Origin of the sequence: Muriicola marianensis, assembly GCF_014638095.1 — a bacterium.
GTDB lineage: Bacteria > Bacteroidota > Bacteroidia > Flavobacteriales > Flavobacteriaceae > Muriicola > Muriicola marianensis.
Genome location: NZ_BMFH01000001.1, coordinates 96,859 through 111,155 on the forward strand (window position 1 = coordinate 96,859; position 14,297 = coordinate 111,155).

A 14,297-nucleotide genomic window follows, 5' to 3' on the forward strand; every position below is an offset into this window, starting at 1 on the left:
AAAATGTTACACTTTTTGTGAGCAAATAATCAAAGGAATTGTAGTTATTCTCTGATATATTCCGATCAGTGTATTATGCTTAATTTTGTCAAAACCGAATTCATGAGCGATCACAAAGCCAAAATACTAGAGGTGTGCAACCAGATTCGAAAGAACACCCTGATGGAAACCCTCGACATCGAATACGTGGATGTAGGAGAGAATTTCCTCATCGCGAGAATGCCTGTTAGTCCCAAGGTCCACCAGCCGGATGGGGTCCTTCACGGAGGAGCCACCGTAGCCCTGGCCGAAAGTGTGGGTAGTGCAGCCTCCTATGTATTTCTCGATGGATCCTCTTTTTTTGTGAGGGGGATCGAGATTGCAGCCAATCATGTTAAGAGCATACGCGAAGGCTGGGTCTATGCCAAAGCGAGTATCGTCCACAAAGGCAGGACAACTCAACTATGGGAGATCCGTATCACGGACGAGGAGGACCGGCTCGTTTCACTTTGTAAACTCACGACCATTGCCCTCCCAAAAAAATAGTACACTTCAATCACTTTTACGCCGGATTGGGGAGCACCAAAGGGCAAAAAAGCCATTTGCCGTATTCAGGTATCCCGGTGAAGCTGTCGTCAGGGCGATATTCCAGGAGGATAATTCGTTGTATGCCCCGGTAGATCTGACCCGTTCAGGATTTATCGTCAGTCCTTTCCGGAAGGATAATCCGGCTTTTATGATCCTTCCAGACCGGATCGTCGAAGCCACCGATCAGACTACCAAAATCAAGGGAGTGACCACTGCAGAATCGACGGAAAGTGTAGAAGAGGCAAACCGCTACAAGGATCTTGTCCGCAGGGCTGTGCAAACAATCCGAAAAGGAAATCTGAAAAAGGTAGTGCTTTCCAGGCCCATGGAGGTGCCTACGGGTAAGTCGGCCCTGGAAATCTTTGAGTCCCTGCTGGCTGCCTATCCGTCGGCCTTTTGTTATTGCTGGTATCATCCAGAAGTGGGATGCTGGCTGGGAGCTACCCCGGAAACCCTCGTTCACTTCTCAAAAAGTGAATTCAGGACCGTAGCCCTGGCCGGTACACTTAAAAAGGAAGAAGGTAAGACACCTGCCTGGGGGCCTAAAGAAAAAGAGGAGCAGGGGATAGTCACCGATTATATCAGAGCAGCACTCTCTGAAATGGGAATTAAAACTGAAACATCTGCCGTGGAGACCGTGGCGGCCGGGAGCCTGTGGCACCTTAAGACTACCCTTACGGGAAAGGTCGACTCCGACCAGGTAGGGGAGGTGATCAGGGCCCTGCATCCAACCCCTGCAGTATGCGGGATTCCTCTCAAGGAGGCTCAGAACTTTATCCGGGAAAACGAGGGGTATGCAAGAGGGTATTATACAGGATATCTGGGTGAACTCCATCGGGAAAAAGAGGGGGAAACCCGACTTTTTGTAAACCTCAGGTGCATGGAATTTCTCGGGGACAGGGCCAGGATCTTTGTGGGAGGAGGTATCACAGCCAGCTCCGATGAGCAAAAAGAATGGGAAGAGACCCGGGCCAAGAGTCAAACGGTGCTTCGGGTGCTGTAGATTTCTCTTTCAGGATTGGGAAAGCAGTTCCCTGCATCGTATTTTTGCAGCCCTATGCGATACCCAAGTATACCGTCTGCTCAACTTCTGGTACAATACTGCAAAGAGCTTGGCATTTCTCATGTAGTGATCTCTCCCGGCTCAAGGAATGCACCCCTGATCATCGGCTTTACGGAAGATCCTTTTTTTACCTGTTACAGCATTGTGGACGAGCGATCCGCCGCCTTTTTTGCCATCGGCATGGCCCAACAGCTCAGGCAGCCCGTGATCGTCCTGTGTACCTCGGGGAGTGCGTTGCTAAATTACTATCCGGCCGTTGCTGAAGCTTTCTACAGCGATCACCCCCTTCTCGTGATCTCTGCCGATCGCCCGCCTTACAAGATCGATATCGGAGACGGGCAAACTATTCGGCAGGACCACGTATTCGACAGACATATCGGGTATTCCGCCAACCTGAAACTCGACCTGAGCCATGCCACCGATACCGTATCCCGCTACGGCAAAAAATTATTAAATGAAGAATTAGCGCTCGGAGAGCAGCAAAAGGAAGTTGCGTCTTACAACAGGGAGGAAGTAGGCCGCGCCATGGAAGTACTTTTCACAAGGTCCCTGCCTGTGCACATAAACATCCCTTTTGAAGAACCCCTTTACAATACGGTTTCCGCTCCGGAAATCCACCTAAGCGATATCGGTAAACCACGGAAGAAGGAAGAGCCCATTGGAGACCTGTCTGCCTGTCTCGGTCACTGGAACAAGGCAAAACGCAAAATGGTCCTGGTCGGCGTAATGCCAGACGGGGAGATAGACCCGAAATGGCTGGAGAAACTCGCATCTGATCCATCGGTATTGATCTTTACCGAGACCACCTCTAACCTGAACCACCCGAACATTATCCCGAGTATTGACAGCATCATTGCTCCCATCGAAAAGTCGGATCGCAAAGAACAGGAGTTTTTGGATCTCCAGCCTGATATTCTCCTCACCTTCGGCGGACTCGTGGTTTCCAAAAAGATCAAGGCCTTCCTGAGGACCCATAAACCGAAACATCATTGGCATGTGCACGAGCACAAGGCTTATGACACCTTTTTTGCGCTGGAACGTCACTTTCCGTGTTCCCCTAATGCCTTTTTGTCTTCTTTTCTACCCGGTGTAAAGCAGGTAGAGGGTGCATACCGAGACGGATGGTTAAGCGTGCGTGATCGCTATGTCGACATGAGGACAGAATACGTGGATCAGATCCCTTTTTCTGATATGTGGGCTTTTGACAGCATCCTAGAGAGTTTACCAAAAGGGGTAATGGTGCAACTCGCCAACAGCTCTACCGTTCGCTATGCCCAGCTTTTTGATATGGGAAAACATCAGGCGGTCTATTGCAATCGCGGGACCAGTGGGATCGATGGGAGCACCTCCACGGCAGTGGGTGCGGCCGTGCATTTCCCTGAACCCACGGTGCTGATCACAGGCGACCTGAGTTTCTTTTACGACATCAACGGGCTCTGGAACCGGTATATACGACCCGATTTCCGGATCGTGCTGATCAACAACGGGGGAGGGGGAATCTTCCGGATCCTGCCGGGAAAAGAGGACACCGCTAATTTTAAGACCTTTTTTGAGACTTCCCATGAGCTCGATGCCAGAGCCGTTTGCGAGCTGCACGGCCTGGAATACAGATCGGCTGCCACCAAGGAAGAGCTACGGACAGCCCTGAAGGGGTTTTTCGACCCGACAGAAAGGCCTCAGCTACTGGAAGTGAGAACACCCTCTGATGTGAACGACAGGATTTTGCTCTCCTATTTCGATTTTCTATCTTCATCCGGCAAATCGCAAACCTAATCAGAAGCAATGGCAAACAAAAGAGATGAACTCATTGAGAAATACGCAACGGCTTTGCGTGATAAATTCGATATAGAACCCGACATGGTCTTGCTGAAGAAAGTGACCATCGGCCTGGGCCCGTCTATTTACAACCGGGATTCGGCCAATGTATCGGGAACGGATGAGAAGGAGCTGCAAAGGGTCAAAGAAAATTTTTTGATCGGAAAACTTGGGCTGAAAGAATCCGACGATCTGGATGCAGCGATCCGGGAGATCATGGATCGATACGGGGCTTCCGAACGAACCAAATACAGGGCCGTTATCTATTATCTCCTGGCCAGGAAATTCGGGAAGGAAGAAGTCTATGGTTGAATCACACCCTGAATGGCACCTCCTTTTCTGCAAACAATACCTTAAATCCACCACGTCATGATCGAGTTGGGAAACTACAACAAGCTTACCGTGCTTCGAAATACCAGTGTGGGCTTATTCCTGGGTGATGAGGACGTGGACGACCTGTTACTCCCTACAAAGTATGTTCCGGAGGATTTTGAGATCGGGCAGGAGATCGAGGTCTTTTGTTATCTGGACCATGAGGAAAGGCCAATTGCTACAACTTTGAGGCCCTTTGTAAAACGAAACAGTTTTGCCTATTTGCGTGTAGCCGAGGTAAACGAGATCGGTGCTTTTGTCGACTGGGGACTGGAGAAAAATCTGCTGGTCCCGTATCGGGAACAAGAGGGCAGGCTGGAGGCCGGGAGCTGGGCAGTGGTCTACTGCTATCTGGATGAGAAATCATTTCGCCTGGCGGGCTCAACTCGACTCAACAGGCATTTCAGCAAGGAGAAACCTCAACTTTCGGTTAACGAAGAGGTGGACCTGCTCGCTTACCGTCGTTCGGATTTGGGGTGGGATGTGATCGTGAATGACAAGTACCGGGGCCTCATCTTTCACAGCGATGTCTTCCGGAATATCTCGGTAGGGGATGCGCTGAAAGGCTATGTCAAAAATGTCCGGCCGGATAACAAAATCGACATCGTTCTGCAACCCGTTGGGCTAAAGGCTCTGGAACCGGCAGCCGAGCAGATCTACCGAAGGCTTCAGGAAGAGGGAGGCTACCTCGGTCTCAGCGATGCATCTAGCCCGGAGGATATCAGGGCCGTATTCCCTATGAGCAAAAAGACCTTTAAAAAAGCCATTGGCACTCTGTACAAAGCAAGGAAGATCGATCTGTCCGGAGACGGTATCCGCATAGTAAAATAGTCTATGCGCATTTGAATTTTACCTTCTGTTCGTATCAGGCGAATCCATACTGAATTTTATTCTCCAATTCGGGGCCATTATTTTTTTGATTCTTAGCTTTTTGGTTATATTAGTAACCCACTTTTTAAACCAGCAATTTTATGCCATTTATAGAGGAGAGTGACTTACTGGAACTCCACAAGGATATAGACAAGGCCCAGATCATCAATGAGCGCCTGTTGGACCAGATCAAATACAAGAACAAAGAATTGAAACGAAGCAAGATACAGCGGAATATCTTTGCCGGGGTTACCGTTCTTTTCCTCATCGCCACACTGGCGATCACCTCCTTCACGGCGGGGTGGAGCACCTCAAATTTCAACAAGTCTGAAACCAGCTTTTCAGTTCCTCTTGACAGCCTCGAGAGTTTCAAAGCCCGCATCGACAATCTGAAGAAAGAAAACGAAGAGCTGAGCCTGGTAAAAGAATTTTACCTGGCAAAGAATTTCCTGGAAAAAGAAACTATCTATTCCGTTCAGGTTAAGTCGTTTGTAGACAACAACCTCACTCTTTCCTCAAAGTCGCTTAACAATACACTCTTCGTCAAGACCAATCCTTTTTATTCCTATTCCCTGGGTAATTTCGAGACCCTGGAAGAGGCCCAGAAGTTCCGGAAGCAACTGGTGAACATAGGGTTTGAAGATGCCTTTGTGGCTTCTTACAAGGAAGGAAAGCGACTTAAAATAGAACCTGCCAACTAACGTATTGAAAGCAAAAGCCTGGGTAAGTGCGGTTCGTTTGAGGACCTTGCCTTTATCGGTATCCGGCATCCTCGTCGGTTCGGGCATGGCTTCAATCTACGGGAAATCAGATACCACCATCTTCATGTGGGCCCTTTTGAGCACCTTGGGGCTGCAGATCATCTCTAACCTGGCCAATGATTACGGGGACGGCATCAAAGGCACCGACAACGAGGAACGGATAGGACCCAGACGAGCCATGCAAAGCGGCTCCCTGACTGCCGGGGAACTGAAAACCGGCATCCTGATCTCCGTTCTGATCACACTGGTGTTTATGGGTATGCTTCTGTACAAAGCATTCGACGGCTTCCCTGAGTATTTTCTTTTGTTCACCCTCTTGGGAGCCCTCGCGGTCTGGGCAGCCATTCGTTATACGGTAGGGGATTCTGCCTATGGCTACAAGGGCCTTGGAGACCTCTTTGTCTTTGGGTTCTTTGGCCTGCTTGCCGTTTTGGGTACCCTCTTCCTGTATACCAAGGATATCAGAGCTGCAGATGTGCTACCGGCGGTGTCGATCGGACTGTTGAGTACGGCTGTGCTGAACCTCAATAATATGAGGGATTCCGGTTCCGATGCCAGGGCAGGAAAAAATACCCTGGCCGTAAAGCTGGGGATACGAAATGCCAAGCGCTACCACTACGCACTTCTCCTCTTCTCCGGGGTCTGCATGGCTGTTTACCTCTCGATTTACAGCACGGATTGGGTTCATTACCTGTGCCTCCTGGCCTATGTGCCCCTGGGGCTTCACGCCCTTAAAGTGTACCGGGTGAAAGAGCCCGAAAACTTCGATCCCGAACTGAAGAAAGTAGCCCTTAGCACCTTCGCCCTGGCGGTATTCTTTTATCTTGCGTTTAATATTTTTTCGTAAATTTGAGAACCATAACCATTGTAAACCCCATACATTTTGGAAGAGCCCATCAAGATCCTTATTGTTGAAGATAATGTGATCATCGCCGACGATATGCAGTCCATGCTGGAAGAAATTGGATACGAGATCGTCGATAATGTCATCGTTTATGAACAGGCCGAGGAAGTCCTGAAGAGCAAGCACGTAGACCTCGTATTGATCGATATCATCCTCGCTTCAGACAAAACAGGGATCGACCTAGGGAAACACATCCGGGAGAACTACAACATCCCGTTTATCTTTGTAACATCCAACTCCGACAGGGCTACCGTGGAGAATGCGAAAACGGTGAAACCCAATGGATACCTGGTAAAACCTTTTGAGCAACAAGACCTCTATACTGCCATTGAGATCGCCCTATCCAATTACGATTATTCCGAGAAGAAAGGGGAAAGCGCCGGAGGGGACACTGCTGAAAAAGTGGTTTCCAATTCTGTCTTGAAGGATTCCATCTTCGTTAAGAAACAACACCTGTATTACCGAATTCAATTTGAAGATATACGCTTTATCAAAGCCGATAATGTGTACCTGGAGGTGAATACGGTAGACAAGAAATTCCTGGTGCGATCGCCACTGAAGGACTATCTGGAAAAATTACCCAGAAATAAGTTCTACAGGGCGCATAAGTCGTATATCGTCAATGTAGACCACATCGACGCTATCAATTCCAAGGATATAATGATCAACAACACCCTGATCCCGATCTCTAAGGAATTCAAGGAGTTCATCATCTCTGCGATGAATTCCTAGACATTTTATCCTTCTTTTTGATCTCTTTGACGGCCCTAAAGGGGTAGAGCCTTCTCTACACCACAAGTTAACTCGTTTTGACAACAAACTTTTTTCAATAATCCATCTTTGAGGTAATTTGGAGTGAAAATCAGGATTTACCTTTTTTTCATTTTCATATAGTGTTCTCGTGAAAGGGTCCGTCAGAATCAGGCGGACCCTTTTTTTTGAGTACATCTTGCACAATGACGTGACGAGAGCCTTCCCACCCATCTTCACATACATTTTCTGCAACTTCACAACACTTACGGGCGATTTTACAACAAAGTGATGGCCTCCAGGTCAGTTACTCCTATTTTTAAGCGTTCTTCGAACATCCCAAATCTTACCTTCTTATAATTCGACCGAAAGGCTATGCAATTATGCATGGCTTTTTTTTATGCTGTGATCAAGGAAGAAAACTGACTCGAAAAGAATACTTGAAACTCAACAGGAAACACCTGAAATTATCGCAACGCATAAAGCCCTGTGGTGCAAATCACCACACAAACCCCTTTGTTTACAACATATTTTTATACGTACCGTTAATTAATGGTAATTTTGAGGGTCGATTTTCAGCTGGTGAAACTCCGGAAATACAACCTGTTTTAACGACTCCTGAAGGAGGGTGATATGGCAAAAAAGCGCGGCATTTTTTTTATTTTACTGCTGGTCATGCTTTCAGCCTTGGGGTACTCCCAGGAGCTGGAACCCATAGACAATGACGCCCTGGTAAAATTCGAGCAAGCGGGTTCCGTTTCTGACAGGTTCGACATCTTCTTTAACACCGTAAACAGGTACAACACGCATTCTGCCTACGACTGGCTGGATGCGGTCGACCGCTTCATCAAGAATGCTGAGATAGGAGGCGACACGATCTCATCAAGAAAATACAGGCTGATCAAATCCCAGATCTATTTTGATATAGGGGACTATGAAAAGAGTGTTTCGGCAGCTACGAGGATCTACAGTGAGAAGCACAAACTTGACCTCGAAACTAACGAGGTCCTCCTGAATCTGCTCGACGCCATCTATGCCCGTCTGGAACTTTACGACAAACAGGTAGAGATACGCAAACAGAAAAGGGAACTCGGACTCAAGGACAAGATCTCTTTCTACGATATTTATTCCAACCTGGGGCTGCATCGCCAGGCCATGAGGGAGTACATCCAGGAGAAGTCAAATACCATTGAGGACAATGACTTTTTTGCCAGGGCCGAATACCACAATTCAATTGGAAAATTTCTCCTGCTGGATAAATCCACCTCTACCGCCCTTACTAATTTCTCAAAAGCCAACGGTTTTATCAATGTCTACCTCAATGACATGACTGAGGTTAAGACTGAAAGTGAGATCATAAGGGCAAACATCCTCAAAGGGATCATCGACGGAAACATAGGTAAATGCTATGTCCAGATGGGGCAGTATGACAAGGCCATCCCCTACCTGGAAACCAGTATTTCGACCATAGAGGAAAATAATATAGGCCGGGCTTCGGACGATGTCAACGAGAACGTGTTATTCCTGGCCGAATGTCATCTGAGGATGGAACGTCTCAAGGTGGCCAAGGAATATCTGGATCTCGATCTTGAACTGTCCAAGGTCAGTCAGATCATCAAAAAAAACCGGCTGTTTGCAGCTTATTATGACCGCCTGGGGGATTACGAAAATCTGTCCGACTACCTCAAGAAAAATGTGCGCATCCAGGATTCTCTGGAGGCCAGTGAATCGGCCATTAAAAGACAACAACTCGCGTCCATCATCTCAGAGGAAAACCTGGAGGCTACTCGCAGAAAGATGAATGAGACCACACTTGCCATGGAACAGACCAAGAGTGATATGGCTGCCATGGACGAGCGCAGCAACCTGATCTTCATTTCCCTTATTTTCACCCTCCTTGGTTTTGCAGGTCTGGTATTTGCCTATCTGAAAAGTATAAAGAACCAGCGGCTGATCGCAGAACAAAAGCATATTATTGAGAACGCCCTCATAGAGAAGGATTCTCTCCTGAAGGAGATACACCACAGGGTGAAGAACAACCTGCAGATGGTATCGAGTTTGCTGAGTCTCCAAACAAAAAATACCCGAAGCAAGGCGGCCATCGAAGCCCTGGAAGAAGGGAAGAGCCGGGTGAAGGCAATGGCGCTTATCCACCAGAAGCTCTATCAGAATGACGACCTTTCGGTGATCGAAATGCAGGGGTATATCGAAAGCCTGATAAACAGCGTTCAGTCCGTATTCATGAAAGGCGGACATAACATCAATATCACCATTGATGCAGAAGGGGTGGAACTCGACATAGACCGGGCGATCCCTTTTGGCCTTATTTTGAATGAGCTGGTATCAAACTCCTTCAAATACGCCTTCCCGGAAGAAAAGGACAATGCCAAGATCTATATCCATCTACGCAAGAATGGGGATCAGGGGTATTTTGAATATTCGGACAATGGAGTAGGCCTCCCTGAGGATTCGGAGGACAGGGCCAATTCTTCCATGGGTATCCGGTTGATGAACCGATTGGTCAATCAGTTGCAATCCACTTTAAATATCGATAAAACCACAGAAGGGGTTCGATTTTGGTTCAATTTTAAATAAATTAGAACCACTAAAATCGTATCTCATGGAAATCACCTTTCTGGGGCATGCCACCCTGTCCATTAAACTCTCAGAACACACTATCCTTGTGGATCCCTTTATCACAGGCAACCCCATGGTAAAGGATTCGATTTCTCTAAAAGGACTCGAGCCCGACTTCATACTCCTTACCCACGCACATCAGGACCATGTCCTGGATGTAGAAGAGATCGCAAAACACGGTAAACCCACGATCATCAGCAATTACGAGATCGCCATGCACTTCCAGGAGAAAGGTTGTGAGGTGCATCCCATGAACCACGGAGGCAGTTGGACGTTTCCCTTTGGCGCCCTTAAGTACGTTCAGGCGGTACATACTTCCTCCTTTGCCGATGGTTCCTATGGGGGGCAGCCCGGGGGATTTGTCCTCAGTGCAGACGGAAAGAACGTCTATATTGCCGGAGATACGGCTCTGACCATGGATATGAAACTCATTCCCATGCAGTTTAAACTAGATCTGGCCGTACTCCCTGTGGGCGATAATTTCACAATGGGGATTGAAGACGCCGTGGTCGCATCTGATTTTGTAGAATGCGACAAGGTACTCGGCTACCACTACGATACTTTTGGATATATAGAGATCGACCATAAAGCGGCCAGGGAGACTTTTGAGAAGGCCGGCAAGGAATTGCACCTGCTGGCGATAGGGGAGACCCTCGCTCTCTGATCAGACCACCCTGCTCCTGAGGACTACCCTGTGCAGCAGTCGGGGGAAGAATCGTTTCAGGTAAATACCTGAGACTTCCTTTCCACCTATGTAGGCCTCGTACTTTCCCTTTTCGACAGCCCGGATCATTTTATCGGTAAAGACTTCCGGTTTCATGCCTTCAGCAGTAGCCTTGTCATTCACGCCCTGCCTGCTACCGTCTGAGGTAAGGGCGTTATAGGCCACCTTTGTCTGCACGAACCCCGGGCAGATAAGTGTAACGCAGACCCCGTCCTTCTCGTGCTCCATCCTGAGAACGTCGAAAAATCCGTGTAAAGCGTGTTTGGCAGCACAGTAACCTGACCTGAGCGGACTGCCAAACCGACCCATCAGGCTGGTAACCGTTACGAAATGTCCCCCTCCGTTATCGACAAAATGGGGTAGCAGGGCTTTGGTCAGGGCAAGGGTTCCCATATAGTTTACCTCCATGAGTTCCCTGTAGACCTCCAGGGAGGTTTCAGCGATCAGGGAGCGCTGACTTACCCCTGCGTTATTGATCAGCATGTCTATCCGTCCGGCCATTTTAATCGCAGAATCTGCGATCTCTTTCATCTCTTCACTCCTGCTGAGGTCCAGTGGAAGGAGCATCACCTTATCAGGGTGTTCGCAATTATCCCGGACCTTCAACAGGTCGTCCTTCTTCCTGGAAGAAAGGATGATTGTATTTCCCAGAGTACTCAGTTTATAGGCAAGTGCTTCACCTATCCCGGAAGAAGCTCCGGTGATCCAGATGACCCGGTCTTTAATCCTCATGCGCAAGATCTTTTTATGAGTCAAAATATAGCTAAATTTGCAGCATTCCCATATGAAAGCATCCTGTAAAAGACACTTGCTTGACTTCATCAGACCCGGGGGTACTTCCCGGGGAGTCCTGACCCAAAAAGAGACCTGGTTCCTTATCCTGAGGGATGGTGAGAGGCTGGGAATAGGGGAGTGTGCCGTTTTTCGAGGCCTGAGTGCAGACGACGTTCCGGATTACGAACAAAAGCTACAGTGGGTTTGCCGCAACATAGAATTGGGGCTGGACAACCTTCTGGCTGAACTATCGGCCTATCCCAGCATTCAATTCGGACTTGAACAGGCATTCCTCTCCCTGGAATCGAAGAACCCGTTTATTCTTTATCCTTCTGCCTTTACCGAATCCGCATCGCCTATTGCCATCAACGGCTTAATCTGGATGGGCGACCGGGGGTATATGGAAGAACAGCTCAAACAAAAGGTGGATGCAGGCTTCAATTGTCTTAAAATGAAAATAGGGGCCATCGATTTTGAAACTGAGATCGATATCCTCAAGGCGATCAGAGCGAAATACCCCGCAGATGAGATCGAATTGAGGGTAGATGCCAACGGAGCCTTTGGAAGGAAAGACGTTTTCCAGAAATTGGAACGGCTTTCAGCTTTGGATATTCATTCCATAGAGCAACCCGTTAATCCCGGTCAGGCAGAACTTATGAGGGAAGTTTGCCAGGCCGGTCTGGTGGATGTTGCCCTGGATGAAGAATTGATCGGGATTACTTCTGAAACAAAAAAGAAGGAATTGCTACAAATAATCAATCCCCGATATATTATCTTGAAGCCGAGCCTGGTGGGAGGATACAGGGGGAGCGAAGAATGGATAGCCCTGGCCGGGGAAATGGGAATAGGCTGGTGGGTTACCAGTGCCCTGGAAAGCAACATCGGGCTCAATGCGATAGCCCAGTGGACCTTTACGCTCCGGAGCCCCATGCCTCAGGGCCTGGGTACAGGAAAACTGTTCTCAAACAATATAGAGAGTCCGCTTGAGGTACAAAATGGCCACCTTTGGTATCGAAAGGACAGGCCGTGGAATATGAATCTTATTTGAAAAATATGTATATCGAACAAGGATACGAAGGCAGTTTTGCTCACTGGAAGTTCTGGATCCTGCCTTTGGGCTTTATCATCTTTATGGTCTTCAACTATATATCCGTCCTGTATTCTCCGGTAAGTGTTGACGTGATGATGGCACAACTGATAGATCAGCTGGGTTCCAACGTGGTCTTAATTCTCCTGCTCTTTCCATTGGCTCTCGGCCTATTCTTCCTGCTGGGATGGGTGAAGCTCGTACAAACCCAATCGATCCGGGCATTTACAACTTCCAGAAAGCGAATCGACTGGAAAAGAATGGGCTTTGCTTTTCTCCTTTGGGGAGGGATCACCGTTTTGATGACCCTGGTGGATGTCTACTTCTCGCCCGAGGATTTCAAATGGAATTTTGAGTTGATGCCATTTCTGAAACTGGCAGCCATCGCGATCCTTCTGATCCCCCTTCAAACCAGTTTCGAGGAGTATATGTTTCGTGGGCACATGATGCAGGGGATCGGTCTGCTGGCTCGCAATCGCTGGTTGCCCCTATTAGTTACCTCCCTGCTTTTCGGTCTGATGCATCTCGGAAACCCCGAGGTCGAAAAACTCGGACCCGGGGTCATGGTCTTCTATATCGGTACTGGCCTCTTCCTGGGAATCATCACCCTGATGGATGAGGGCCTGGAGCTTGCCCTGGGATTCCATGCGGCCAATAACCTCTTCGGAGCCTTGTTGGTCACGGCCGATTGGACGGCATTCCAGACCCATTCGATCTACAGAGATATCTCTGATCCCGTCCTGGGGTGGGACATCCTGGTGCCCGTTTTTGTTTTGTTCCCTCTCTTGTTGTACTTCTTTTCTAAAAAATACGGGTGGACGAACTGGAAGGAAAAACTGACGGGACGGGTAGCTTCTAAAGAGGAATTCCTACAAAATCATTCACATGCAAAGACATTTTAACGAAATACATCCCCATTTTAAGTTACAGGGTTTCCATTATACCCATCACGAACTCCAGGATGTGGCTTACAGCCTGATCAAGGAAGGTGACAGCGAGGAACGGCTGATTGGTGACTTCCTGATGGATTGGATCTCTTCTCGGGAAGAAGTGGTGGTCAGGACCTCCGGTTCTACCGGCAAACCCAAGGCGATCACCCTGAGCAAACAGGCGATGGTGAATTCTGCCCTGGCAACGGGTACGTACTTTGGGATCCGGGAAAAATCAACAGCGCTTCTGTGTTTGTCGGCAAGCCATATCGCTGCCAAGATGATGCTGGTGAGGGCAATGGTCCTGGGACTTTCCCTGGATACGGTAACGCCTTCCTCTACACCTTTGACAGGATCGGACAAATCGTATGATCTTTGCGCCATGGTGCCCATGCAGCTCGAGAAATCAATAAAGGACCTGAACAGGATCGGGACCCTTCTTGTAGGAGGCGCTCCCATCCCCCAAAAGCTAAGGGAAAGCCTGAAAGGGTGCAACACCAGAATTTATGAGACCTACGGGATGACTGAGACCTGTTCCCATATCGCCGTACGATATGTTGAGGTAGACAAAAAAGTGCCTCCGATAGGAGGAGGTGAACACTTCCACACCTTACCCGGCATTACCGTTTCAGCTGATGAGAGAGGTTGCCTCGTCATTCACGCTCCTGAACTGGGACAGGATAAGCTTAAGACCAATGATCTGGTCAATCTGATTTCGGAAACGGAATTCGATTGGCTTGGCCGATGGGACCACGTCATCAACTCCGGGGGGGTAAAACTGATTCCTGAGCAGATCGAAGAAAAACTGAGACCTGTGGTCAAGGGCCGTTTTATCCTGACCTCAAAACCGGACGATACATTGGGAGAAAAGTTGATTCTGGTAATTGAAGGAAAGGAAGAACAGGGGCTGCTCGAGAAGATCTCAGGGATGAAGAACCTGGATAAATTTGAAATACCAAAGGAAATACATCACCTGGATCAATTTCCGCAATCGGAATCCGGCAAGGTGAAACGCGAATCGATCAGGAAGGAAATCCTTTGAAA

The 14,297-nt window shown here is 48.4% G+C and carries 14 protein-coding genes; 13 read left to right on the plus strand and 1 reads right to left on the minus strand.

Annotated elements, in window-relative coordinates:
- Positions 1–102: 102 nt before the first annotated feature.
- From IEV19_RS00505 to IEV19_RS00550, 10 genes are all read left to right on the plus strand, one after another.
- Positions 103–525, plus strand: a complete 423-nt coding sequence (locus IEV19_RS00505) for a PaaI family thioesterase (protein WP_188368748.1) — start codon at positions 103–105, stop codon at positions 523–525.
- Positions 506–1,570: a chorismate-binding protein gene (locus IEV19_RS00510; RefSeq protein WP_188368749.1), complete on the plus strand. Its 1,065-nt coding sequence runs from the start codon at positions 506–508 to the stop codon at positions 1,568–1,570. The genes IEV19_RS00505 and IEV19_RS00510 overlap by 20 nt, the downstream gene beginning before the upstream one ends.
- Before the next feature lie 54 nt (positions 1,571–1,624).
- Entirely contained in the window at positions 1,625–3,403 is a 1,779-nt protein-coding gene (gene menD / locus IEV19_RS00515) for a 2-succinyl-5-enolpyruvyl-6-hydroxy-3-cyclohexene-1-carboxylic-acid synthase (RefSeq protein WP_188368750.1), read from the plus strand.
- Between the two features lie 9 nt (positions 3,404–3,412).
- Entirely contained in the window at positions 3,413–3,757 is a 345-nt protein-coding gene (locus IEV19_RS00520; protein ID WP_188368751.1) for a DUF2853 family protein, read from the plus strand.
- A gap of 57 nt (positions 3,758–3,814) precedes the next feature.
- Entirely contained in the window at positions 3,815–4,648 is an 834-nt protein-coding gene (locus IEV19_RS00525; protein WP_188368752.1) for a CvfB family protein, read from the plus strand.
- 140 nt (positions 4,649–4,788) lie between these two features.
- Positions 4,789–5,388, plus strand: a complete 600-nt coding sequence (locus tag IEV19_RS00530; protein WP_188368753.1) for an SPOR domain-containing protein — start codon at positions 4,789–4,791, stop codon at positions 5,386–5,388.
- A gap of 4 nt (positions 5,389–5,392) precedes the next feature.
- A complete protein-coding gene (gene menA, locus IEV19_RS00535) occupies positions 5,393–6,295 on the plus strand; it encodes a 1,4-dihydroxy-2-naphthoate octaprenyltransferase (protein ID WP_188368754.1) in 903 nt (300 codons plus the stop codon).
- Positions 6,296–6,331: 36 nt separating this feature from the next.
- Positions 6,332–7,084, plus strand: a complete 753-nt coding sequence (locus tag IEV19_RS00540) for a LytR/AlgR family response regulator transcription factor (protein ID WP_188368755.1) — start codon at positions 6,332–6,334, stop codon at positions 7,082–7,084.
- A 651-nt stretch (positions 7,085–7,735) separates the two neighbouring features.
- On the plus strand, positions 7,736–9,697 hold the full coding sequence (locus IEV19_RS00545; protein ID WP_188368756.1) for a sensor histidine kinase: 1,962 nt from the start codon (positions 7,736–7,738) through the stop codon (positions 9,695–9,697).
- A 25-nt stretch (positions 9,698–9,722) separates the two neighbouring features.
- Entirely contained in the window at positions 9,723–10,403 is a 681-nt protein-coding gene (locus IEV19_RS00550; RefSeq protein WP_188368757.1) for a metal-dependent hydrolase, read from the plus strand.
- Here the strand turns inward: IEV19_RS00550 and IEV19_RS00555 are convergent, their stop codons facing one another.
- Entirely contained in the window at positions 10,404–11,195 is a 792-nt protein-coding gene (locus IEV19_RS00555; RefSeq protein WP_188368758.1) for an SDR family oxidoreductase, read from the minus strand.
- A 52-nt stretch (positions 11,196–11,247) separates the two neighbouring features.
- Here IEV19_RS00555 and IEV19_RS00560 point away from each other — a divergent pair, with 52 nt between their 5' ends.
- Genes IEV19_RS00560 through IEV19_RS00570 form a run of 3 tightly spaced genes read left to right on the plus strand, consistent with a single transcriptional unit; the run spans position 11,248 to position 14,295 of the window.
- The gene (locus IEV19_RS00560; protein WP_188368759.1) at positions 11,248–12,285 is read left to right on the plus strand and encodes an o-succinylbenzoate synthase; all 1,038 of its coding nucleotides are present in this window, start codon (positions 11,248–11,250) and stop codon (positions 12,283–12,285) included.
- 5 nt (positions 12,286–12,290) lie between these two features.
- A complete protein-coding gene (locus tag IEV19_RS00565; protein ID WP_188368760.1) occupies positions 12,291–13,226 on the plus strand; it encodes a CPBP family intramembrane glutamic endopeptidase in 936 nt (311 codons plus the stop codon).
- The gene (locus tag IEV19_RS00570) at positions 13,210–14,295 is read left to right on the plus strand and encodes an AMP-binding protein (RefSeq protein WP_188368761.1); all 1,086 of its coding nucleotides are present in this window, start codon (positions 13,210–13,212) and stop codon (positions 14,293–14,295) included. Before IEV19_RS00565 ends, IEV19_RS00570 begins: the two co-directional genes overlap by 17 nt.
- The last annotated feature ends 2 nt before the right edge of the window (positions 14,296–14,297 follow it).